Below are 23,056 nucleotides of genomic sequence, written 5' to 3' on the forward strand. Positions count from 1 at the left end.
GCCTAGAATACCCACAAAAACGATCATTCCAAGTCCAACAAAATTGACGATCGCAAGGCCTCTATACCATTGTTCGTCCAACCATTCTGTAGTTGGCGAATAATACAATGCATAGGCAGAGATTCCAAAGGACACAACCAAGATCAAAGCCCCGCTTAAAAAAATAGAATAAAATACAGAACGAGAAGGTTTGTTTTCAGACCATTCGGTTCTCGGCCTGGACAAAACCATTCCCAGAAAAATTCTCAAGTGACCGGCCGCCCCTAAAACCAAACCGGAGGAAACTAAAATCAAAAGTGGAAGGACGAGAATCGCACTTTGTCCTGGAATTTCCAAAACTCCCGCGACTAATTTTACAAAAGTCGCTTCTGAAAGAAATCCAGTAGTCCCTGGGATCGCGAGAAAACTGATCGTCCCTAAACTTAACAACGAAGTCGGTAGTCCAGAAATTCTTCCGACACCGGTGTTTTGATCCACATTCGAAAAACCTGATATTTTGGCGAGGTATCCGATTGAAAGAAACTGAAATGTTTTACTGATACTATGGTGGATCAAAGAAAGAATGAACAGAAACGAAAAAGATCTGCTGAGTACTTTTAAATTCTCCACTTCACTGTCTTTCCACAACGCGGAAAGAAGAATACAGAGAAACAGAAAATTCATATTCTCTACAGTGCTGTAAGCAATCGCCTTCTTAGCGTCTCTTGAAAATAAAGAAGATAAACCCGCCCAAAGTACTCCGAAACCTGCTAAAGGAATTAAAATTTTGATATAAACAGTATTACCGAGCCAAGGGGCCACGAGCTGATGAAAAAGGATCAAAGGAAGATTTACCAAAATTCCCGAGTAAGCGGCAGACGCATGCGCCGGAGATCCAGAATGAGCTTCCGGAAGCCAGAAGTGAAACCCAAAAAATGCTGCTTTCACTAAAAGACCAGCAACCAAAAAAATATTTCCGAACTGACCTTCAGGAGAATAAGTCCAATACGTAAAACAAAAAGCTCCGACCCCACCCGCAACGACTAACGCAATAAAACTTTTGATGGAATTCGGAGTCCATTTACCTCCTTGATAAAGAAGGAAAGCACTGACCGTGGATAATTCCCAAAAAAGAATCAGCCATAAAGTTTTACCGACTAAATAGCACAGCCCAGTACTGAGGAAGAATATAGCGTAGCCCAAGAGAATGGTTGTTCTTTTACGGTGCTCATAACCGTGAACATAAACGGAGATTATCATTCCCAACACTGTCTGAAGAGTAAGGCCAATAAATATAGCCGTATCCTGCCCGAAAAAATCCTTACCGAGTACCTTTGCTACTAAAAAGGGTACAACAAGAGACATTACAACTATCAAATAAGATAGAATGATCATTGGCTGATTGAGCCTCCTTTTATTAAAGCGCGGCGTTCATTTGAAAGAAGAATACGCTCGCATTCTTGTCAGAGGTATGCTGTTTCATCAACGCTGCAGTATTTAATTCAAACTGGTTCGTCGTTCCATTATAGAACAACGGACTGTTCCTATAATTTCGAATCGAATTTCCCGCGATCAAAAAACCAGCACCTGTCCAAATAGACACATTATCGTTCACCTGAAATATCCACGTTAGATCCAATTCGTTATAAATGTTTCTGCCAGTAGAATACGGTTGTGTGAAAGCGTTTCCCGTATAATTTTCCGTCGAGCCTACAGAAGAAACATTCCCGATCGCGTTAGTCGACGTTGCTACCGGAGAAGAAAGTGTAGAACCTGCTATCGAGTTTGCACCTCCATTGATCGCATACCAAGCGTCGTTTTTCTGAACCTTGTCGTTAATGATATACGCTATTTGAAACATTCCCCACTTGCTACTTTTGTAAGTAAGGTTCGTATTCCAGGAGCTTAAATTTTTCATATCGATATTCTCGGAAAGGCCGGCTACGTTATTCCAATAAGGAATTACACCGAAACGAGGATTCACGAGAGTTTGAAAAGTGGAAAAACTTCCATCCATTCGGTTATTATCGCCGGAAGCGTACATGTATTGTAATCCCAACCTTAACTTCTCCAGAAAAGTATAACCACTCTGTACGACATGAAAATGACCGGAATACTTGATCCTTTCGGTTCTTGTATCTGCAAAATTTACACCTTCAACATTACCCGGGAGGTCATAACCTAAAAATCGTTTATGAATTCTTTGACCATTGTAACCGTTCTGCCATGCACTTTCTACAGCCCAATCCCAAGCCTTTCCTTCGGGAAGATTGTTTTTATTGGTTCTATTAGTAAGCCTAAAACCGGTCGTATAAAGTTGATCGTTTTGCCTTTTACGATTGATGGCGAGAACGTCATCCGTAGTGGAAGCAGGAGTCGTTTGGGGAATCCACTTTTTGATTACATCTATATTATAAATATCTAAAACTATTTCATTCAAGATTTTGAACGTATTGTATGTACCGAAAAGAGTTGTATCCGATTGGGAAGCGGAAGGATTTGTGTTTCCCGGAGTGGAATTGACTTTTGGATCGTTGGAAGAAAAAACCCCGTTCACACCACTTTGAGTCCAATAAGGTCTCGCGGCAAAAAAGTGAGAGTTGAAATTCTCGTAATCGAACATAATTCGGGCACCATCGTAGGATAAACCGTTGATCGTCCAGTTTCCTCCGCCGATCATCCTCTGATCACCATAAGCCCAAATCTGCCGACCAACCTGCATTTTAGCTTCTAAAGGAAGTTTTTGAATCATTACAAAGGCTTCTCTAATACTTGTACTGTTGGGAGCGATTGAATTGTTCGGCCTACCCGGAATATTCGGATCCGAACTAAGAGTCGGAGTATTGCTGAAAAACCCAGAACGAATGTCCCCGACATTTGCAGGAGATGCGCCGCCCCAAACTCTGGTATCTTGAATGGTAATTTTAAAAGTCACATACGAATTTGGATCGATGAGAAAATAAAATGCAGAAGTCTGCATGATTCGATCCGTATAAGCGTGATTGGATTTATCAAAGTTAAGATTATTTCTCGATTCGTATCTAGGTCTTAGATAAAAACCTAATTTGATCCAGTTATTGATCCAAAGTTTATTCGAGTATTTGTTTACCGTCTTAGAGAGATCCGGATCGATAAACATGTGTCGATTGTACTCGGCACTAATTCCGTTTTTTTTCATCGGAGAAACAAAATCAAAATTATCCTCTGTAGTAGATTTCGTTTCCGCTGCAATGACAGGCCCTGCGTTTGGTGAAGTAGCCTGAGAAAACAAAACCTCACTTCCGAAAAAGAAAGGAAGAAAAAACAAAATAAACATTATTTTCGTAGTGTGCTTTTTTTGATTCGAAATCATTTGATTTAACTCTTCATTTTTATTTGAGAAAATGAATATCGCAAGATTTTATACTTAACCTTTTCAAGAAAGAATCTACACAAGAATTCAAACATTAAATTGAATTCCTTCGCGACGACTTATTATGAAATTTAATCCCATATAGCTCAGAAAACCTATCTATAGTGGCCGAACTCTCAAGCACTTTGTATCTGTACTCGGCAGAAAGGAAAATTACGAACTCAAGAAGCGTAATATTGAGCTTTTCAGCACACAAAAAAGGCGGCCCAAACACAACAAGTTTTGAATCTTATTGCAATAGAAAATTCGAGTTTCTAAAACAAACTGTAAAAACAATCGCCGAGAAAATATCGGGCGTTTCTTCTCCTTAAGTTAAAGTCACGAAATAATAATAGAGCGGAATACCGGCAATTATGTTAATCGGAAATACGATAGAAAGTGCGACTGTAAGATAAATACTCGGGTTCGCTTCGGGAATCATATCTTTCATAGCGGCAGGCACCGCAATATAAGAAGCGGAAGCACAAAGAACAACAAACATGAGAGCGTCTCCAACAGGCATTCCAATAACTTTAGTAAGAATTAAACCTACTGTTGCATTTACGACCATCAAAACAATAGCCGTTACAATCAAAAAGAGTCCAACATGAGCGAGTTCTTTGAATCTACGAGCCGCGGAAATTCCCATATCCAAAAGAAAGAATGTAAGAATTCCTTTAAATAAATCATCCGCAAATACCTTCTCAGCCTTCCAACCGGAATCGCCTGTGATATAACCTACGATCAACGCTCCAACCAGAAGATAAATCGAAGAACCAAAAAGAGCCTCGTGTAACAATGCTTTCCAATTAATTCTGCTTCCACCATTCATTTTATTTTTGTTCAAACGATCCAAAACCACCGCAATTACGATTGCAGGAGACTCCATCAAAGCCATGCCCGCAACGATAAAGCCACCGTATTCGACTTTGAGATTGTGTAAGAACGCGCCCGCGGTTACGAAAGTAACCGCACTGATAGATCCGAAAGAACCGGCCAAAGCGGCGGCATTATGTTTATCAAGTTTAATTTTCAAAATGAAGTACGCGTATATAGGAACCAAAATGGCCATAATCGAACAAGCAATTAGAGTAAAAAAATGTTCTTGGGTGAATATGGTTCTGGACAACTCGTGCCCACCCTTAAAGCCAATGGCAAAAAGAAGATACATTGAAAAGAACTTAGACAGTGATTCGGGGATAACCAAGTCTGATTTGAAAAAAACCACACCCATACCGAGAAAGAAAAACAATACCGGTGGATTTAATACATTTTCTAAAATTGCATGCGTGTCCATAATAAGTCAACTCTCCATGATTTAAGAATATCGTGACTTCGATTAAAACCTCAAGCGAAATAGCAATAATCTATGGATTTAAAGAGAAAGAAATTAAAACCTATTTTCTAAATCCCTACTCAGAATAGACTTTCCAAGATTATAAAATTGGACAATCACTTTTTGAAAAATTAAGCCTTTACAAATTTTCGATGATTTTTATAATTTTTTAGCGACAGACAGAAAACCTAAAATTGAAACCAGAGATTTTCTCTAAAAGGTTTAAAAGCAAAATCGTTTTTACTATTCTGTAGCAGTTTGGGTAATAAAATAAATCACCATCATACTACAAAACAACTTTTGGGGATTGAATCATAGAATTTTTGAACGGGATTTTATCAACATTGCAACTTCCATATATTGAATTATAAGTCCGGTAATATTTACCGATTGTTAATTCGTGAAGTCCCTTTCTAATTGATTGTTGTTTTGGGATTTAAAGTTTATTCTAAAATGATAGATCGGCTGTAATCATTAAGAGTTTGTCCCAAAACCTTAAAAGAAATCAGTTCCAATGATTCAGTAAGTTCGTAATAAAACATTGGAGTTCGCACAATTTAAGTCCTTTTGGGTAATTTTATGGGCTTTCGAATGACTTTTTCATTATTAAATTCCTATAGAAAGCTCCCACTTCCTAAGTTTTTGGACAAACTCTGAATCAAAATTCCCTATTCTAAAAAATGAAAAGAAAAAAATTCAAACCAAGAAGCTGGTGAGCATTATAAAATCGGAAATTATTGTCACAGGATATAAAAAAATTTAGATTTAAAAAAAGTACTGGTACACATGAGATTTTCCGAAAAAATCTGATTCATTATAGAATATAGAAAAATCCGATCTTTTGTAGAAAAAACAATTTATTTCGGAAACATTTTTAAAAAAGAATAATTACTGTCTCAGTCATATACGATACTAAAGGTCGTTGAACGGAATGTATAAGAATCTAAATTTTAAAACTTTCATTCTGATGTTTGGAATTTTTATTTCTTTTTCTTCAATTTTCGCACATACCGAACCTGTAGTATTACTCAATCAAGATACTTCTTCAAAAAACATCAGTTCTCTTATCGAATACCGATATAGGGATCAAAAATTTGCGGGTTGTTCCCCAAATCATATTGATGGGCTAGAAGATTTAGAATGGCATTCGATTTCAACCGACGTCCTCAGAGTGAAAAGAACTTCTTTCGGAAATTGGTTACGCTTCAGCGTTCAAAATTCTGAATCTACAATTCAGAATAGAATTCTCTTACTTGGCTGGTTGAACGTTCCCGATACTCAACTTTGTTTTTTTGATAAAAACGGAAAATTCGTCTCTGTAAAATCAGGTTATTCAAATTCTACAACGGATGAAAAGATTCTCACAACCTTACCACATTTTAGGATAGATCTGCAGCCAAACGAAAATAGAATTTTTTATCTTTTCGTGTTATCAAACGAAGATATCAATTATCGAATCCGGATTATGGGTTTAGAAGAATTCGAACTTCACAAAAGGCTTAAATTCATTACTTCCTATTCGATCGCTGGAATCATTGGATTTGCGGTTCTCTATTCTTTTTTCGGTTATTACCGATTCAAGAATTCGATTTTTATTTTTTTCCCGTTATACGTACTTTCAGTCATCCTCACTTTCTACTTTCTTCATGGGCGCACTTTTGCAGAAATTTTCGGAAATACAAATAATCTATTTCGGCATAGCTATTTCTTATTTCTCGGAATTTCTTACGTGTTTTTATTTTTATATCTGTTCGCAATCGACAAGGCCAATCAGAAGAAAGTTTATCGCTCGGTGTTCTTTTGGATTGCAGGAGCATTGGGAATCTTATATTCTCTTATTCCTCTTCTACAATCTTGGTATGACCATAGAATTCTTCTTTTAGTCGCGACCGCCGGTCTTTCCTTTTTTTACTTTATTCGAGTTCACTATCAATTCTTTGGTTCCAATTCTTCAATCGGATTACTTTACACAACGTCTTGGGCGATATTTCTTGTTTTGGACACATATAAAACGATCTTTCATTTTGATTTTTATCCGTTTAATTATTTTTCGGTGTTTGGAGTCGTATTCTTTTTTCCTTTCCATTCGATTTTAGTAAGTTTTTCGTTGAACGAGTTTTTCAATCGAAAAAAAAACCAAGAAATAGAGGAAAAAGAATCCGCACAGACTAGAAAATCAATTACAAGTTCCTTAAATGTAAACGAGGTCATTCGGAATATTAAGGATCTTTTAGAAAAGAAGAAAGTTTTTCTTCAAAAATCATTGAAAGAAGAAAACATAGCAAAAGAACTCGGATTAAGTCTTCACCAACTTTCAGAAATCGTCAACGTAGAGTTTGGAAACAATTTTCCCTCCCTAATCAATCAATATAGGATCGAAGAAGCTAAAAAACTTCTTTTAGATCATCCAGAAAAAACAACTTCGGAAATCGGGGGCCGCGCCGGATTCAGCTCCAAATCCACGTTCTATATGGAATTTAAAAAGTTCACCGGAACCAATCCGAATGCCTACCGTAGAAAAAAACTCAAAAGCGAAGCTGTTTTCAGCAAAAAATTTAGAAAATTATAATATATCAAATAATTTATAAATTATCGGAAAAAGACGTGATTTGTGAAAATTCCAGCATTTATGCAGAAGTTCATCTTTGATTTTCGTATTATTTTTATACGCCGTCACAATTTAGAATTTGTTCCAAAACCTCAAAATATAGGAACTTCGAACGAGAACTTAACGATTATAAAATATACTCGAAAGCTCCTAAACTACTAAAAGGACGTAATTTGTGAGAACTTCTATATTTTATTACGAACTTACTGAATGATTGTAACTAATTTTTTTAAAGGTTTTGAAACAGGTTCTTAATAATTACAAACGCTTTCGCTTAAGATTTTAATACAGACTCTTTATCCCTATCCACCAAACTCATTCCTCAAGAAGAATTATAAGAACCTCTATAAAATGAATTTTTCATTGAACGAAGATCACTAAGCAGTAATTTCATGCAGAAATTTGATCGAAGAATTTTTATTTTTAGAAACGATAAAAGAAAAAATACAATCTTCTCCGCATTTAATTCCACAAGAGAATGCTATCATCCAAACATCTTCTGGGTCCATCGATATTCGAACCAAAAATGGAAAAGCGATCCACGTAGACCTGTACTAAACTCTCTCTAAAAATTTTTTTAGCAATCAATGCCAAGTAATAAATCTCTATGTATAAGTCAGCGAATTGCAATTAAAATCAACAAACTAAAAACGAATGAATCCTTTCTGATTTTGATCCACCACGGTTGTAGGCTCCTCGGAGCTATGTTTGCATTTAAAATTAAAGATAAGAAATTTCCAAAAGTAAAAGTTTAGGAAGATAAAGTGACGATCAATTCCAAAATCGGTAAAGGAAATGAAATGTAAAATAAAAATTATATAATTAATTTATAACATTAGGAAAGCAAAGACAGAAACCCTAGTACAAACAGATCGGAATCCGTTGATAAGGCTTTAACCGAGCAAAATTCGGACTCGACCCTATTGATGATCTCTTTGATTTTTTCGGAGATTTCACAAAATCAAAATTCTGAACTGGACCAGGCGTATCCAAATCAAGGCCGGACAAACTAAAAATGAGTCTAAAACCCATGAATACTATAATATTCTTGAAAACGTAGTGAAATCGGGTAGTCCAAAACTTCCGAAGCAATCGTCACTTAAATCAGAGATTGATTCCCCACGCTCCGAATGGGATAATTCGTCTTAATAAGAATGATATCAACTATCAACTTTTTCAAAACAGAACCTAAGACGAAACTCCTCCTCGAATCTGTTTTAAAAGCCTCTTTCCTCTCGGAACGTCATTCTATGATATGATTGTAATTTTTGGGACAGACTAAGATTTTCTTTTTGATCTTTCGAATATTTCTTTCAGTCTGCCGATAAGACTATGAAAAAGAAAATTCTCCTTTTAGGATCCGGGGAACTCGGTAAAGAATTTGTCATCGCGGCGCAAAGACTAGGACAATATGTAATTGCCGTCGATTCTTACGACGGCGCGCCTGCCATGCAGGTTGCTCATGAAAAAGAAATCATCAACATGCTAGACGGGAACCTTCTGGATCAAGTCGTAAAAAAACATAAACCGGATCTGATCGTTCCCGAAATCGAGGCGATTAGAACCGAACGTTTCTACGAATATGAAAAACAAGGTTACCAGATAGTTCCCTCCGCTAAAGCCGCTAATTTTACAATGAACCGGAAATCAATCCGCGATTTGGCGGCAAAAGATTTAAAACTTCTTACTGCAAAATATTTATATGCTTCCTCGGAAGAAGAACTGATAAAAGCAACCGAAATATTAGGTTTTCCTTGTGTAGTTAAACCTCTGATGTCTTCTTCCGGAAAAGGACAGTCGGTTATCAAATCCTCAAAAGATATTTCCAAAGCATGGGAAGCTTCTCAAACTAAAGGCCGCACGGGTACTACGGAAATTATCGTGGAAGAATTCATTTCTTTCAAATCGGAGATCACACTTTTAACGGTTACACAGAAAAATGGCAAAACGCTTTTCTGTCCACCGATCGGCCATAGGCAGGAAAGAGGAGATTATCAGGAAAGTTGGCAACCGGCAGAAATTTCCGAAGTTCAATTGAAGGAAGCGCAAAAAATGGCGGGAATGGTAACAAAAGAACTGACAGGCTTCGGCATTTGGGGTGTGGAATTTTTTTTAACCGAAGACCAAGTCTATTTTTCGGAACTTTCTCCAAGACCGCATGATACCGGTATGGTTACGTTAGCCGGAACACAAAACTTCAACGAGTTTGAGCTTCATATTCGTGCGATTTTAGGAATTCCGATTTCCGAAATCACTCAAGAAAGAAAAGGGGCAAGCGCCGTAATTCTTGCGAGCACGGACGGTAAAATTCCGGAAATAAAAGGATTAGATATCGCATCAGAAATGCCCGAATCAGATTTCAGAATTTTCGGAAAACCAATTACAAGACCTTACCGTAGGATGGGAGTCGCCCTTTCCTATTCCACAAAAGGAGAAGCTACCTCCTCTCTTCTTAAACGTGCGATTCTTTTGGCTTCTAAAATTAAAGTTGATTAAGATGATTCGTCCGTACACATATTCGCATAGTATTGGATCAGATTATGATCCAATACCTTTACGCTCTCATTCTCCAAAAATACTATCTTTCTTTGTTTTAAAATCTTAAGCCCTCGTTTTAAAATTTCGTCGGAATCTCGAATGAGATAATTTCCTTTTTTAATCAGAATCGTTTCCTTAATTAAATTTCTCAACTCGTTCATCTTTACTTCTGTTCCCGTTTCCACGATCAAACGTGCGACAAGTTGATTCGGTAAAATTCTCCTGTATTTTCTCCAACCTTGTGTAATTTCAAATCCGATCACCCCCACCGGATCTTCTTCGTGTATATATCTTGAAACTGGAATCGGTTCACAAAGATCCATGTACACTTCCTTTCTCTTATAGAAAAAATCTTTAAAGCCGGACTTTTTATCTTTTCCGCAAAACTCTTCATCCTCCGGAACGTTTTCATAAGATAACACAATCGGAACTACGATGACTTCAGAACCAGTATGTTTATAGGCCTCTACGGAAGTGGATAAAATTCCGGTTTTAATCGGAAGGATTCCCCCCGTTCGAGAACGGGTTCCTTCCGGATACACTAAAGTTGGAATTCCAGCCTCCAACATCATCGTAGAATACTGAGTCAAACATTCCAAATATAGAATATTCCGATTTCTTTTTCTATCCACCATGTAAGCACCGAGGGACTTCAATACGTTAGCAAGTCCAGGGGTAGCCATTACCTTTTTATCAGCGGCGTATCGTGGTACTGGAAGTCCGAGCCATTTCAAACCGAAAGCAACTTCTATCGAATCCAAATGAGATCTGTGAGTCGGTGTATAAAGAATATCGTATCTCGAAGCAAGAGCTTTCACTTCCTTGACACAACCGCCAATCTTAGGCAATCCAGTTCCCGATTTAAAGCCATTTAAAATGTAACGAATCGGGATGATCAGATTTATGAGTGTATCGCGCAAAAACGGCTTGTAATCATCCGCAATTTCGGAAACATAAAAATCTAATATTTTTGTTAAATCCTTATTTCCCTTTTCCTGAAACTTCTTTTCTACCTCGTTCCAGAGTTGTATCTCTTTTGGAATCTGTAAAAGATCCGTAATATCCTTGGATTCTTTCGCTTCTGTATACCTTTTTTCCAATGACTTCACAAGAAGCGAGGATTGTTTAACAATACGATCCGTCATTCCCGGTTGACTGTTGATATGCCTTAATACATTTTTACTCAACGCTTCCTGAAACTTTTTACCGGAAGCCATCCCTAAACCGGAGCGCTTTGTGGTGGTTTTAGAAATGTGACGAACCTCGTCGGTAGTAGACTTGGAAACGAAACGAATTAATTCTGTCGGAGAAACCTTTCTGGTAAGTATTTGAAAAAGAATACTATAGAGTGGAATATCAACATTCTTTTCCTCTGCCAAAGAAATAATCGAAGCAAGTGCAAAAGCCCCTTCTACGTGACTTTCGCTTTGACTGACTTCTTTTTGAATAAATTCAGCAGGATTAAAAAACAATTCGATTCTTTCAATCAGATTAGGCCGGTCTTCTCCGGAAATTAATTTATGTACAAATCGATGACCGTATGCCTTGTTTCGACTATAACGGGAAGTGCAAGAAGCAATCAAATCTGCAAGACCATATTCTTGTACGGGTCTGGTAGGAATTCCGAGCGTTTCCAAAAGAGTGATAATTTCCGAATAACCGAGACTGATCAATTCTCCTTCGAAATTACTTCCGCACTCGGGAATTCCCGAAGCGATTCCGCAAGCGATTGCGATCGGATTTTTCATCACTCCGAACACCTCTAAACCCATCAGATCTTCGTATGTTTTGGTATGACTACGAGAATCGCCAAATAACGCTTCAAAAATTTCCACCGATTGAGTTCCAGAAGAAGCCAAACAATAAAAACTGTGATGGCCCCGCTTTAATTCTCCCAAAATATTCGGGCCGTTAACGGCGGTGTATTCGACATTTTTTAATTCTCCCATAACGGAAAGTTTATGGATATATTCAGAATATGTAATGCAATTTGTTTTTTTTCTTGTGGAGATAGATAAAAGTCCTTTCGTAAACGCAAAGACATAATGGGGAGAACTTTTATCCAAAATTTTGATCAATTCGTCTAAAATTCCTTCCATCAATCTCGAAGGCACCGCTATCACAAGGATCCAAGAACCGTTTTTTAAAAAGTCAAATTCGCTTTTGACATGAACATTCTCAGGAAGTGCGATTGAATCTTCAAGAACCGAGGCTATTCTTTCTTTTTCGATTTTTGCGGCTTTTTTCCGATCATCGTACCAAAGAAAAATTTCTTCTGCCTTAGGAGAAAGATACGTGGAGAGATAGATCCCCATCGGTCCGCCTCCTAAAACTGCGATATTAGCAGATATAATTGCGGATGATTTTATTTCTTCCATTCTGATTGCTATTGAGACGCTAAGAATTTGGGAAACAATCAGAAAACGAATCTTTTGTTTTCTTTTTCCGGGTTGCCTAACTGACAAATCGCAAGAGAGTGGGCTTGTGACTTTATCGAATGCCACAAAAAAATATAACGGATTCTTACTTTTTTTCCTATTCTTAAGTTACCTTCTTATCAGCTCTATAAATTGTGCCACATACTTTCAAAACAGAAAAAACGATCTGAAAGATATCCTTACCTTGGGAGTGGAAACTCCAGGTTACGGCGCAGGACTTAGAATCGGCCCTTTAGCAGCGGGTTTCGTTTTTCAAGGCGGAGAATCCGCCCCAGGTAAAAGAGATTTAGGCAAAGGTTACGGACTCCGGAGCGGTTATTTTGGTTTATACCGGTCTCAACAACTGATTTTCGGAATTTTGGGAGGTGATACTTTTTTCCCTTTGGAAGTAGAAACACAAACGTCCGAAACGGAAGAAACATCCGAAACAATTTCTCCAGAAACTGCAGAAGAATTAAAAAGCCTGGAGAACTCAAAAATACCAGGCGATCTGGTCCCCGAGTTCTTAAATGAAAGATACAACATCAAAAGTCAAAAACTCCGCTATCTTTCGTTTTACAATATTCCCACAGCGGAAAGACGAAAGAGAAAAAAGGAAGAATTTTACAAAAGATTCATAGAAGAACAAAGTTTCGATCGAAATGATCCCGCAGTACAAAACGCATTACAAACTTTTAATAAAAGAAAAGACGGTTATCCGAAAAGTTTTCTTTATCAGATCGAAATCTATTTAGGTATTTATGTGGGGCTTAGAATTGGATTTAATCCCGCAGAACTTCTCGACTTTTTAGTCGGACTAGCGGGATTAGATTTATTAGAAGACGATACTGTAGATTAAACTTTTTCCATCAGAGTTTATATTCCATCTTTTTGATCACGCCTTTCTTATCGATCGTAAGTCTGATGAACTTCGTATCTTCCAATATCGTTTCGGGTTTCTCAGTCAAAGTCCTATAAGAATTTTTTTGATAATCAGTAGAAACCAAATACCATTCTAAAATCGCGCCGTCTTGCGTATTCAGTTCCACCGATGGAGTTCCCAAAACGGCTTCTGCTTTAATCCGTTTGTCTCCTTCCTTTATCATTCCTACTTCGAACATCCTAATATCGGAATTAGGCTGAAACTCTTGTCTCGTAGGTTGCTTTTTATTTTCAGAACTGCAAAAGGAAAGAACCAAGATAAAAACTAAAATCGAAAACGTTGAAAGTATTTTTTTCACCGTAATGCTCCTTAGGTCTAAATTTCAATCCACAAAGTACGATTTCCATTTTTAACCGTCGAGAGCAAAAATAAAATTGGAATTCAAAAAATTCTTCTTTATCCTTATCGAAAAATCAAAATGGTTCCATGAACGATAAAGGGAACTTTATAAAAACCGTCTTATTAACCGGCGGCAGCGGTTCTTTGGGTCTGGTACTTCTTCCAGAATTAGTTAAAAATTACAGAGTAGTTTGCATAGGAAGAAAACTTTCTTCCTTTCCCGATTCGATTCGATTCCATTCCAATTTTGTTTTTTACGAAGTTGATCTTGAAAACGATCCGGAATTTTCCATCAACGAAAAACCAGAATTTATCATTCATCTTGCAGGTAAGGTAAGTGGCCAAGCGTCTTCTTTGGAAGAATACAAAAGAGGAAACGAACTTTCGACCCAGAAGATTCTTCGATTCGCTTCTAAAAGTCGAACGACCAAGATTTTATTTTCGAGTTCTTCCTCCGTCTACGGTTTTTCAAATCAACCCGTTACTGAAACTTCGGTGCTAAATGGAAATACTTTTTACGCCATTTCAAAAATAGAATGCGAATCTCTTGTACGAAAATCCAAAAATCCTTTTGTGATTCTCAGAATCGCATCTGTCTACGGACCCACTAGTAAAAGTTTTTTGAATAAACTTTTAAAACTATTTCAATACGGAGTTCTTCTCTATTCCGGAAATCCAAACTTTAAAAAATCTATGGTTCATTCTTCCGATGTTGTCGCAATTATTTTGGATATATTAAAAAAATGGAATAAAGTATCCGGCAAAATATTCAATGTCGCATACCCAAGGGCATTATCTTCAAAAGACATCGAAATTCTTTTTTTAAAATTGAAACCTGGAAAGTTTTTTTTTAGATTAAAATTAAAGGGTTTAATTCTATTTCTATTTAACTTAGCCAACAGTTTATTGTCTAATATTTTTAAAAAGAAAGTCAACTTAGAATATATTCAAGAGTCTTCGATCGTAATTTCGGACCTCATTCAAAAAGAATTAGGTTTTCAATTTAAAATGGATTTTGAAGAAGGGATTCAAAGTGTTGTAAACAACACGATTTAAACCCATCCATAAAACAAGATAAACCGATCTGAATACTTAGAATTTGTCCCAAAACCTCGGAATGTAGAGACAAGCGGAATCTCTGTATGAGACCGCTTGTTCAGCAAGTCTAAATGAAAAATATAACTGTAAAAATTCCATTTTATGATTCAATAAATTCGAAAACATTTTGGATTCATTCGATTTTATCGGAAAGGATAAATAACAATCGATCCAAACTATTCTTTAGATCGGTAAAACTTTTTTTATCAACTTCTAAAATTTCAAGAAGTTTAGCTGGGATACCAACCGCTCTTTCTTTTAATTTTTTTCCTTTCAAGGAAAGAAAAACTCTCACCGAACGTTCATCTTCTTCGGAACGCTTTCTAACAACGAGTCCGTAATCCTCCAGACGTTTCAGTAAAGGAGTCAAAGTTCCAGAATCCAAATATAATTTTTTCCCAATTTCTTTTACGCTACATCCATCTCCTTTCCATAATACCAAAAGAACGAGATACTGAGGATACGTTAAGCCCAATTGGTCTAATATAGGACGATAGAGCGAGGTTAGCGCCCTAGAACAAGCATAAAGAGGAAAACAAATTTGATTTTCTAAAAAAAGATCTTTCGTACTCATAAAAAACCTGTTTCATTTTCATGAAATGAGTTCGGTTTTTATTTTTTTAAAAGGTCCTGGATAACTTTTTCAATCTTTTCTGGTGTGGTAATGGGAGAATAACGTTTAATTACGTTTCCTTGTTTATCTACTAAGAATTTCGTAAAATTCCATTTGATTGAGTTTCCGAAAAATCCAGAAGCTTTTTTTCTCAAAAACTGAAACACTGGATGAGCATTATCTCCGTTCACATCGATTTTTTTAAAAATCGGAAATTCAACTCCATAGTTTTTTTGACAGAAATTCTTAATCGTCTCATCCGAACCTGGTTCCTGATGTTTGAACTGATCGCAAGGAAATCCGAGAATTTCCAGTCCTTCCGTTTTGTATTTACCATACAAACTTTGTAAACCCGCATATTGAGGAGTAAAAGCACATTCACTCGCAGTATTTACGATCAAGAGAACTTTTCCCTTATAATCCTCCAATTTCTGCTCTTTACCACCGTTCAAAGTAGCTGTTAAATCGTATAATGTTTGGGTCATTTTAACCTCTATTTAAATTGTGCACAATTTAATTTTACGAAATATAAATTTCTTATGTTAGTCAAGAAAATTTTTACGGTTTATTCCAAAACTTCAATTTTTCAGTACCGAGCTCTAAAATCGGAGAATTCATCCTTATCGATCAGCCTTAATACGATATCGAGTTCAAAAGTAAAGTGTAGAATTGAGTTAAAATTGATTTTATAATTTTTGAACAAATTATGAATTAGAAATGAAAATCCTTAAGGTGTTGATTTTTTTAGAGAAAAGTTAAAATCAATCCTATGATCCCTAAGTATAAAATTCTCATTCCCTTACCTTCCGCTGATTTTGATCCGTCTGAAAGCTCCATTCCTTGGAAAATTTTAAAGGAAAACGGCTATGAAGTATTCTTTGCAACCCCTAACGGTAAACCAGGATCGGCGGATTTTAGAATGCTCACCGGCAAAGGCTTAGGAATTTGGAAGCCTTTTTTAATTGCTCATAAAAAAGCGAGAACGGCCTACGATGAAATGATCTCCGACTCTCATTTTCAAAATCCCCTTTCTTATAAGGACTTAAAAACCGAAAACTTTGAAGGTCTGATTCTTCCCGGCGGACACGCCCCCGGAATGAAAGAATACTTGGAATCAAAAGAGTTGCAAGAATTCGTAGGTTCGTTTTTTGCAACTGGCAAACCTTTAGGAGCGATTTGTCATGGAGTCGTTTTAGCGGCTCGAAGTAAAATACCTGGAACGGATCAATCCATCCTTTATGGAAAAAAAACAACAGCACTTTTGAAATCGCAAGAGATGGCGGCTTGGAGTCTCACGAGACTTTGGCTGGGAAATTACTATCGAACTTATCCCCAAACCGTAGAAGAAGAAGTAAAATCGGCCTTAAGGGATCCGAAAGATTTTTACTTCGGTCCAAAACCGATTTTCAGAGACAATCATAAGAAACTGAAGAGAGGTCATGCAATTACAGACGGAAATTACGTTTCCTCACGATGGCCCGGAGACGCTCACTCTTTTACAATTTCTTTCATGAAATTATTTCCAGGTCGCGAGAGAAAAAGTTCGTAATTTAAGTATTCGAGGATAAAGAATGCAAGATAATTTACTTGTGACCCTCATCGTATTTCTTTCGGCAGCAGTCATTTCGGTTCCATTCTTCAAAAAAATCGGATTAGGCTCCGTCGTAGGTTATCTTATCGGTGGAATTATTATCGGTCCTTGGGGAATCGGATTGATAACTAACGTGGATAGTATCCTTCATCTTTCCGAATTCGGAGTTATTTTACTTTTATTTTTGATAGGTTTGGAGTTAAAACCTCAAAGACTTTGGATTTTGAGAAAACCCGTTTTCGGCTTGGGTGGGCTTCAGGTAATTCTTACATTTTTTTTCTTCTTTACGATCCTTTCTTTTTTAGGCATGGAAAAATCCCAAGTAATCGTAATCAGCATTAGTATTTCATTATCTTCTACTGCCTTTGCTCTTCAGTTACTGGGAGAAAAAAACGAACTTAAAACCATACACGGAAGAAGTGCTTTTGCAATTCTTCTGTTTCAAGATCTTGCTGTAATTCCAATTATGGCAACACTTCCTTTTTTAGCAGAATCAGCCGCCGATCCGGGATCTCAAGGAAGTATAAAACAGATTGCAGTCGCAATCGGAACGATTCTTACGGTTATCTTAGCGGGAAGATTTTTAGCGAGACCTTTGTTCAAACTCGTCGCTTCCGGCGGGAATCATGAAATTTTCACGGCATTATCCTTACTGATTGTGATCGGAATTTCATTACTTATGGATCGGGTAGGATTATCAATGGCGCTTGGATCTTTTTTAGGCGGAGTGATCCTTGCAGACTCAGAATACAGGCACGAATTGGAATCAAATTTAGAACCATTCAAAGGTCTTTTTCTCGGATTATTCTTTTTAGCCGTGGGAATGTCGATTAATCTCAGTGAAGTTTTAAAAGATCCGATTCTTGTGCTTTTCTCCGCATTCATTTTAATCCTCGTTAAAGCGACAGTGCTTTTTTTGATAGGAAAAATTTCCAACCATTCCAACGAGGCTTCAATAAATCTCTCTGTGACAATCGCCCAGGGGGGAGAATTCGCATTCGTAATCCTAGGAGTGGGCGTATCCTTATCCGTTCTTCCGAAAGAAAGAGCCGATTTAGTCATTGCAGTCGTTACTCTCTCCATGGGCTTAACTCCGATCCTTGGAACCCTCAAAGATAAAATTGTGGAATTGATTTTCAAAAAAGATCAAAATTTCAAAGAAGATACGATCGAAGAACAAAATCGAGTTATCGTGGTAGGATTCGGGCGATTCGGACAAATTATTGCAAGAATGCTTTTCGTTCACAGAATTGGTTTTACCGCATTAGAACACAATCCGGATCAAGTCAACGTTGCAAGAAAATTTGGCTATAAGATTTATTATGGAGACGCGAGTAAGCTGAGTCTTTTGAGATCAGCGGGCGCCGAACAAGCCGATCTATTTATATTAGCAATTCAGGATATAGATGTCTCCATAAAAGTCGCTGAACTAGTTAAAAAACATTTCCCGAATTTGACGATTATTGCAAGAGCGAGAAATCGAGAACACGTTTTTAAACTGATGGAGCTCGGAATTCAAATTATCCGCAGAGATACTTTTGCTTCGGCACTCGAATTAGCGGGAGAAACTCTGAGGAAATTAGGTTTTATGGACTCCGAAGTAGAAAAAAAAGTTAAAAAATTCAGAGCCCACGACGAATTAACCTTGAGAGGACAGTTCCAAATTCGAGACGACGAAAAAGAATTTATTAAATTTTCAAAGAATTCAATGCGCCAATTGGAGGTTGCTTTTGAAGCCGACCGCCAAGAAAAAGAAGGGAAAATATCAAATCAAAATTTGTCTTCTTTATAAAGATTACAATCGCCCCATTCTATAGAAATGGCATTTCATCGTATTCAAATTAGTCAATAAATTATTTCAATCCGAGTTTTATAAAAACTGATGAAAATATAACAGTATAATTTATTTTTCTCTGTATTTTAGACCCAGTTCAACAGATATGTTCATTATAGGAAGCTTTTCCATTTTAAACTTCGCAAAAGTTCAAGATGGGAAAATCCAATTCTCTTCACTATTCTCTGCGGAGTGGCTTTTTACAAAGCCGCTCCGATTTTTTGAAACTTTTTCCAAATTCAAAAACATTAAAGTGATTTCAGAATTTCTTCCCGTTTCTTCTTAAATTCCTCTTCGGAAATTAATTTCTTATCGAACAAGTTTTTTAGTTCTATGAGTCTTTTCTCAATATCTTTTGAGTCCTTTTCTTTTTGCGATTTTTCCGCCCCGACGTTTTCCAAAGTAGAAGAATGAGTTTGAAAAACGATGTGAAATTTTTTCGATTCTCCTTGAAAATCCCTATAATAAGATAAAGCCCCGGTTGCAAGATCCGGAATATAAACTTCCAGAGAAGGTTTAATATTTGATTCGGATAGAGAATAATTAGACCAATCTTGAAACGTATAAGGTGCTTGAAAATCTATGAATTGATTCAATTCAAAAAAGACGAAATGAATGGAATCAACTTTTGGATAAAGCAAAAACACCGTCCTTCGAATTCTCCGCCCAGGATTGATCATGTCCTCTTTTTTTAATATCCAAAGATGATAGGTGTGATACGGAGAATGTTCAAATTTTTCATAAGAACGTTCAGCGATTTCCTTACTCAATTCTTTTGAAAAAATCCTGAGTGTAGAATCGTTAATCAGAGAATCATTTTTGTTTCTCATCTGATACAAAGCATTCGCGATCAGACTTTTAAAATTATTTTTTTCTTCATTCTGAAGATAAGTAGCACTACGATCCAACCATGAAGGAAGTTCAGGACCGTCTTCGAAAGAATAGAATGCGATCGAATCGGAAAAATAATTTAGCTCTTTACGGATTCCTGCAAAACAGGAAAATGAAAGAAGAATAAAAAATATAACTATAACTTGATTCATAACAAACTCGACGAACACTCCCTTTTCACCTACAATCATTTTCCCAGATGAGACTTAACTATCACATGAGTGGAATCGTTAAACTCCTGCGGATTCCTTAAAAAATGAAAGCACCTATTTTAAATTTAAGCTATTCAATCTTTCTTTTATAAACCGATTACGGTATAAATTGATACAAATACCGATTGTAGTAGTTTCCATAAACTACTTCCGCCCAAATTCTATTCAAATCAAAAGCGATAGAATCATTTGCTATTTTTAAGGAGAATTCCCACAATTTCTCCAAAACAACTTAAAAGTTCGTTTCTTGTAACAAACTATAGAACTATTAAAAAATTTCGAAAATTTTGCACAAATAACTGAAGATACTACTTTATAAATAATGATATCCAAAGAAAAAGTCTTAAATACCGCAATTCTTGCCCAGCGTCTCCAAGCAAGAATTCAAATTATTCTGCGTTCCATTCCACCTTGTGTATTTATCTTTAAAAGAAGAAATAAAACATAATTTTACAAAGGTAGAAAATCAATCTTACAGGATATAAAGGAGGATTTATTTCTTACCTAAAAATTTATTCTCCTTACAACGTTTTTGGAATGGATAGGACTATCGTTTGTAAGTTGATAAAGCTTTCAGCAGAGATTTTATTTCTTTCACTTGGTTCAATGGATGCTCTTCCCGCAAATGAAATTTTCTATCTTAAAAGAAAGTTGAAGAAGTTAAAAAAACTGAAGTAATCATAAACGAAATAAAAAGACCCATTAGAAAACTAAAAAATTTACAAAAAGAATTATATTCCGAAGAAAAGAATACGATTAAAAATCTAATTTTGACAAATAAAGATAAAGTAATCTTATCAAACACGATATCGGGTAAAATGGATAATCTTAAAGTTACAGAGAATACTTCCGCAACTCCAAAGATGTGACATGCATTCCATACTCTGGTTTTGAAGGAATCGAAAATACATCAAAGAAAATGAATATTATCAAACCAAAAAAGAGACTTATGTAGAAAAAGTAAAGAATATAAAAAAATAGATAAAAACAAGAGTTCAAACTGAGAGAGAAATTGAGCCGCCAGTATAAAGATTGAACAAGCCATTGAAACGACAAATAGTGATGAATATAAAAATCAAAGCGACGACGATCGCAGATTGAAAATTCATATAAATTTATTAATTGTTTATAAATTTTTAAAGTACCGTCAGCCTTTTTTTCCGGAATCTTTCTTTTTTAAAATGTCTCCAATCTTACCAAGATCTTCCGGCTTAATCTTTGTTCCTGCTGCCTTTTTGTTTTCTTCCTGAATGTCTCTATAAACTTCAGCCCTATGTACCGAAACGTTTCTCGGAGCTTTAACTCCAATTTTCACCTGATCGCCTTTTATATCCACAATGACGATTTCTATGTCGTCACCGATCATGATTGATTCGTTCGTTCGTCTCGCTAAGACCAGCACTTAATCCATCTCCACTGCGGCCGACGCGAGAATTTTTTCCCGAACGGAATGAGATTCGTTTCTTGAAATAAATTGTTTTCCTAAAAGAGTTTCTTTATTAATTAAAATCGGACCCTGCATATTCGCGGTCATCAAAGCCGGATCTTCTCCTGGAACTGTTACGATTACCAACATCAGACCATCTTCAATCTCGGTGATCCCTATTCCCTGTAGTTCCTGTTCCGGAATCAAAGGTTTATATTTCTTTTTAAAAAGGGAAGGTGGAATAACCACGAATGCAAGATCCACTTCCTCTACGGATTGAAGCCATTTAAAAACGGATTCCTCTTCCTCTTCTATGAGCGCAAATTTTTTATAATCTTCAAATCCGAGCAAACCTTCCGGAAAGGAAAGAATTTGTTTTTCCGATATTTGTATTTTTCCAAACGGTTTTGTTTGAATCTCGATTCCCATTCTAAATTTTTACCTTCGAATTTCCCTTCTGAACATTTTACGGCGGATCATCGTAACCAAATTAACTTTAAATATAGAATCAAAGTTATAAGGTTCTTACTCATTTTTGATTATCTTAAAAAATCCATCAATGTCGGTTTAATAATTTTCGATCCGACGTTAAGAGCATACTGATGCACCGTTTCCAGCCACTTCATATTCATAATGGCTTCTGGAAAATCGATCCCTTCGTTTTTGGAAAGAAGTTCCGTCATGTAAGATTTATCAAAGTCAACTCTTTGAGCGTGTTCTTCCATTCGATTCATTCTAGCACCTACGACCGAACGATAACGAAGAATATTTTCCATCGCCAAATCCAAATCCTGAAGATCACGTCCAGAAATTCTTTCCTGATCTTTTTGAATGAGATCGTTTCTGAATTGAATCATTACATCGAACACGGAAAGGCCGGTTACAGTAGCAGATTTTGAATAATTATTCGGAGGCTCGGAAGTTGCAGAATCCACAAGACCGATGTCCCTTAATATCGTTCCTCCTTCTATATCCTCCATCCAAATTTGATGCGGGGCCGTCGAACTCAAACTGATGTTATCTTGAGCGAGCTTGTTTGCTTTCACTTCCAAAGGAGAGTTATTGATCTTGTCGATGATATCATCAATCGTATCCCCAGCCGAAACGTGAATTTCAATTCCGTCGATTTTAAATTTTTGATCCGAAGAAGTCACATAACCGGAATTATCTACCTTACTCGTAATACTCATATTCGTTCCCCAGAAAACTTTGTTCCCTGGTATCGTTACGGGAATATATTCTCCCTTTTCAATCTCTCTCAGTTGTTCCCCAATATCACCTCGATACTCGACGCCGATATATTGGTTCTTTAATTCGATTCCTTGAAGACCTTTGATCTTGGATTCTATCGGTTCGAATGGAGGTCTTTCAATCACATGACCGCCGAATAAGGGACGACCGGTTGCATCTCTCGTGTTCGCAATATCTACCAAGGCTCTTAATATTTCATCGATCTCTTTTCCAATCGCGACCTCAAGTTCAAAACCTTTATCACCTTGATAGATACCGTTTGAAGCTTGAACCGCCAATACTCTTGCTCTTTGAAACAAGGAACCGATACGATCCAATTCTCCGTCGATTTGCTGAAGGCGAGAATTTCCGTCGTCGATATTTCTTTGAAACGTTTCAAGTTCATTTAGTCTAGAACGAAAAAACATCTGATTTGTAGCACGACCAGGTTCATCGGAAGGAAGACGAATTCTCTGTCCTGTAGAAAGTTGATTTTGAGTTTCGTCCATGTTGAGTTGATGTCTGTTCAAATTATGAATCAGACTGTTGTTCTGCATCATGTTCGTTATACGCATCATAAAATTCTCTCCTTACCCGCTTATATTATCGC

The 23,056-nt window shown here is 36.7% G+C and carries 18 protein-coding genes (1 of these 18 only partly in view); 7 read left to right on the top strand and 11 right to left on the bottom strand.

The window, feature by feature from the left end:
• From LEP1GSC190_RS17190 to LEP1GSC190_RS17200, 3 genes are all read right to left on the bottom strand, one after another.
• Window positions 1-1,374: the 5' portion of a proton-conducting transporter transmembrane domain-containing protein gene (locus LEP1GSC190_RS17190; protein WP_002749681.1), read on the bottom strand. It extends 348 nt beyond the left edge of the window; the window shows 1,374 of its 1,722 coding nt (coding positions 1-1,374); its start codon is at window positions 1,372-1,374; its stop codon lies beyond the left edge, outside the window.
• A gap of 22 nt (window positions 1,375-1,396) precedes the next feature.
• A complete protein-coding gene (locus LEP1GSC190_RS17195; protein ID WP_036036433.1) occupies window positions 1,397-3,331 on the bottom strand; it encodes an alginate export family protein in 1,935 nt (644 codons plus the stop codon).
• 367 nt (window positions 3,332-3,698) lie between these two features.
• Window positions 3,699-4,667, bottom strand: a complete 969-nt coding sequence (locus LEP1GSC190_RS17200) for a sodium-dependent bicarbonate transport family permease (protein ID WP_036036429.1) — start codon at window positions 4,665-4,667, stop codon at window positions 3,699-3,701.
• 970 nt (window positions 4,668-5,637) lie between these two features.
• Between LEP1GSC190_RS17200 and LEP1GSC190_RS17205 the strand changes: the two genes are divergently transcribed.
• Both LEP1GSC190_RS17205 and purT read left to right on the top strand, forming a co-directional pair.
• Window positions 5,638-7,275, top strand: a complete 1,638-nt coding sequence (locus tag LEP1GSC190_RS17205) for a helix-turn-helix domain-containing protein (protein WP_036036471.1) — start codon at window positions 5,638-5,640, stop codon at window positions 7,273-7,275.
• Between the two features lie 1,371 nt (window positions 7,276-8,646).
• Entirely contained in the window at window positions 8,647-9,810 is a 1,164-nt protein-coding gene (gene purT / locus LEP1GSC190_RS17210; protein WP_002749172.1) for a formate-dependent phosphoribosylglycinamide formyltransferase, read from the top strand.
• On the opposite strand, the gene LEP1GSC190_RS17215 is transcribed toward purT, so the two are convergent.
• A complete protein-coding gene (locus LEP1GSC190_RS17215) occupies window positions 9,807-12,230 on the bottom strand; it encodes a 1-acyl-sn-glycerol-3-phosphate acyltransferase (RefSeq protein ID WP_036036468.1) in 2,424 nt (807 codons plus the stop codon). The two genes, purT and LEP1GSC190_RS17215, sit on opposite strands and share 4 nt — an antisense overlap.
• A 106-nt stretch (window positions 12,231-12,336) precedes the next feature.
• Between LEP1GSC190_RS17215 and LEP1GSC190_RS17220 the strand changes: the two genes are divergently transcribed.
• Entirely contained in the window at window positions 12,337-13,128 is a 792-nt protein-coding gene (locus tag LEP1GSC190_RS17220; protein ID WP_002749146.1) for an LIC13411 family adhesin, read from the top strand.
• Window positions 13,129-13,138: 10 nt separating this feature from the next.
• Here the strand turns inward: LEP1GSC190_RS17220 and LEP1GSC190_RS17225 are convergent, their stop codons facing one another.
• Window positions 13,139-13,510 carry an LIC13410 family lipoprotein gene (locus LEP1GSC190_RS17225; RefSeq protein ID WP_002763650.1) on the bottom strand — a complete coding sequence of 124 codons (372 nt, stop codon included), beginning with the start codon at window positions 13,508-13,510 and terminating at the stop codon, window positions 13,139-13,141.
• A gap of 128 nt (window positions 13,511-13,638) precedes the next feature.
• On the opposite strand from LEP1GSC190_RS17225, the gene LEP1GSC190_RS17230 reads away from it, so the two are divergent.
• Window positions 13,639-14,607 (top strand): NAD-dependent epimerase/dehydratase family protein, encoded by a 969-nt coding sequence (locus tag LEP1GSC190_RS17230; protein WP_002749175.1) that lies wholly within the window; start codon window positions 13,639-13,641, stop codon window positions 14,605-14,607.
• A gap of 175 nt (window positions 14,608-14,782) precedes the next feature.
• On the opposite strand, the gene LEP1GSC190_RS17235 is transcribed toward LEP1GSC190_RS17230, so the two are convergent.
• Together LEP1GSC190_RS17235 and LEP1GSC190_RS17240 are read right to left on the bottom strand one after the other, a co-directional pair.
• Window positions 14,783-15,223 (bottom strand): MarR family winged helix-turn-helix transcriptional regulator, encoded by a 441-nt coding sequence (locus LEP1GSC190_RS17235; protein ID WP_002749157.1) that lies wholly within the window; start codon window positions 15,221-15,223, stop codon window positions 14,783-14,785.
• A 38-nt stretch (window positions 15,224-15,261) separates the two neighbouring features.
• Window positions 15,262-15,747, bottom strand: coding sequence for a glutathione peroxidase (locus tag LEP1GSC190_RS17240; protein WP_002763587.1), 486 nt, complete (start codon window positions 15,745-15,747; stop codon window positions 15,262-15,264).
• Window positions 15,748-16,031: 284 nt separating this feature from the next.
• Between LEP1GSC190_RS17240 and LEP1GSC190_RS17245 the strand changes: the two genes are divergently transcribed.
• The 3 genes from LEP1GSC190_RS17245 to LEP1GSC190_RS20860 all read left to right on the top strand — a co-directional run bounded on the left by LEP1GSC190_RS17245 (window position 16,032) and on the right by LEP1GSC190_RS20860 (window position 18,973).
• Window positions 16,032-16,811 (top strand): type 1 glutamine amidotransferase domain-containing protein, encoded by a 780-nt coding sequence (locus LEP1GSC190_RS17245; RefSeq protein ID WP_002749124.1) that lies wholly within the window; start codon window positions 16,032-16,034, stop codon window positions 16,809-16,811.
• A gap of 22 nt (window positions 16,812-16,833) precedes the next feature.
• Window positions 16,834-18,645 carry a monovalent cation:proton antiporter-2 (CPA2) family protein gene (locus LEP1GSC190_RS17250; protein WP_002749161.1) on the top strand — a complete coding sequence of 604 codons (1,812 nt, stop codon included), beginning with the start codon at window positions 16,834-16,836 and terminating at the stop codon, window positions 18,643-18,645.
• Window positions 18,646-18,793: 148 nt separating this feature from the next.
• On the top strand, window positions 18,794-18,973 hold the full coding sequence (locus LEP1GSC190_RS20860) for a hypothetical protein (RefSeq protein WP_002749112.1): 180 nt from the start codon (window positions 18,794-18,796) through the stop codon (window positions 18,971-18,973).
• Here the strand turns inward: LEP1GSC190_RS20860 and LEP1GSC190_RS17260 are convergent.
• The 4 genes from LEP1GSC190_RS17260 to LEP1GSC190_RS17290 form a co-directional block, all read right to left on the bottom strand.
• Window positions 18,936-19,730: an LA_1326/LA_4305 family lipoprotein gene (locus tag LEP1GSC190_RS17260; protein WP_173380607.1), complete on the bottom strand. Its 795-nt coding sequence runs from the start codon at window positions 19,728-19,730 to the stop codon at window positions 18,936-18,938. The two genes, LEP1GSC190_RS20860 and LEP1GSC190_RS17260, sit on opposite strands and share 38 nt — an antisense overlap.
• A gap of 1,207 nt (window positions 19,731-20,937) precedes the next feature.
• On the bottom strand, window positions 20,938-21,192 hold the full coding sequence (gene csrA, locus LEP1GSC190_RS17275) for a carbon storage regulator CsrA (protein WP_036036425.1): 255 nt from the start codon (window positions 21,190-21,192) through the stop codon (window positions 20,938-20,940).
• The gene (gene fliW / locus LEP1GSC190_RS17280) at window positions 21,193-21,645 is read right to left on the bottom strand and encodes a flagellar assembly protein FliW (protein WP_002749129.1); all 453 of its coding nucleotides are present in this window, start codon (window positions 21,643-21,645) and stop codon (window positions 21,193-21,195) included.
• Window positions 21,646-21,755: 110 nt separating this feature from the next.
• The gene (locus tag LEP1GSC190_RS17290) at window positions 21,756-23,021 is read right to left on the bottom strand and encodes a flagellar hook-associated protein 3 (RefSeq protein WP_002749133.1); all 1,266 of its coding nucleotides are present in this window, start codon (window positions 23,019-23,021) and stop codon (window positions 21,756-21,758) included.
• Between the last annotated feature and the right edge of the window lie 35 nt (window positions 23,022-23,056).

Source organism: Leptospira mayottensis 200901116 (genome assembly GCF_000306675.2).
Lineage (GTDB): Bacteria > Spirochaetota > Leptospiria > Leptospirales > Leptospiraceae > Leptospira > Leptospira mayottensis.

Excerpts from the sequence above, each read along its gene's own strand:
- LEP1GSC190_RS17195 (WP_036036433.1), bottom strand. The coding sequence starts at position 3,331 with ATGATTTCGAATCAAAAAAAGCACACTACGAAAATAATGTTTATTTTG.
- LEP1GSC190_RS17230 (WP_002749175.1), top strand. The coding sequence starts at position 13,639 with ATGAACGATAAAGGGAACTTTATAAAAACCGTCTTATTAACCGGCGGC.
- LEP1GSC190_RS17240 (WP_002763587.1), bottom strand. The coding sequence starts at position 15,747 with ATGACCCAAACATTATACGATTTAACAGCTACTTTGAACGGTGGTAAA.
- LEP1GSC190_RS17215 (WP_036036468.1), bottom strand. The coding sequence starts at position 12,230 with ATGGAAGAAATAAAATCATCCGCAATTATATCTGCTAATATCGCAGTT.
- LEP1GSC190_RS17260 (WP_173380607.1), bottom strand. The coding sequence starts at position 19,730 with ATGAATCAAGTTATAGTTATATTTTTTATTCTTCTTTCATTTTCCTGT.
- LEP1GSC190_RS20860 (WP_002749112.1), top strand. The coding sequence starts at position 18,794 with ATGTTCATTATAGGAAGCTTTTCCATTTTAAACTTCGCAAAAGTTCAA.
- LEP1GSC190_RS17200 (WP_036036429.1), bottom strand. The coding sequence starts at position 4,667 with ATGGACACGCATGCAATTTTAGAAAATGTATTAAATCCACCGGTATTG.
- fliW (WP_002749129.1), bottom strand. The coding sequence starts at position 21,645 with ATGGGAATCGAGATTCAAACAAAACCGTTTGGAAAAATACAAATATCG.
- LEP1GSC190_RS17235 (WP_002749157.1), bottom strand. The coding sequence starts at position 15,223 with ATGAGTACGAAAGATCTTTTTTTAGAAAATCAAATTTGTTTTCCTCTT.
- LEP1GSC190_RS17245 (WP_002749124.1), top strand. The coding sequence starts at position 16,032 with ATGATCCCTAAGTATAAAATTCTCATTCCCTTACCTTCCGCTGATTTT.
- LEP1GSC190_RS17290 (WP_002749133.1), bottom strand. The coding sequence starts at position 23,021 with ATGCGTATAACGAACATGATGCAGAACAACAGTCTGATTCATAATTTG.
- LEP1GSC190_RS17205 (WP_036036471.1), top strand. The coding sequence starts at position 5,638 with ATGTATAAGAATCTAAATTTTAAAACTTTCATTCTGATGTTTGGAATT.
- LEP1GSC190_RS17250 (WP_002749161.1), top strand. The coding sequence starts at position 16,834 with ATGCAAGATAATTTACTTGTGACCCTCATCGTATTTCTTTCGGCAGCA.
- purT (WP_002749172.1), top strand. The coding sequence starts at position 8,647 with ATGAAAAAGAAAATTCTCCTTTTAGGATCCGGGGAACTCGGTAAAGAA.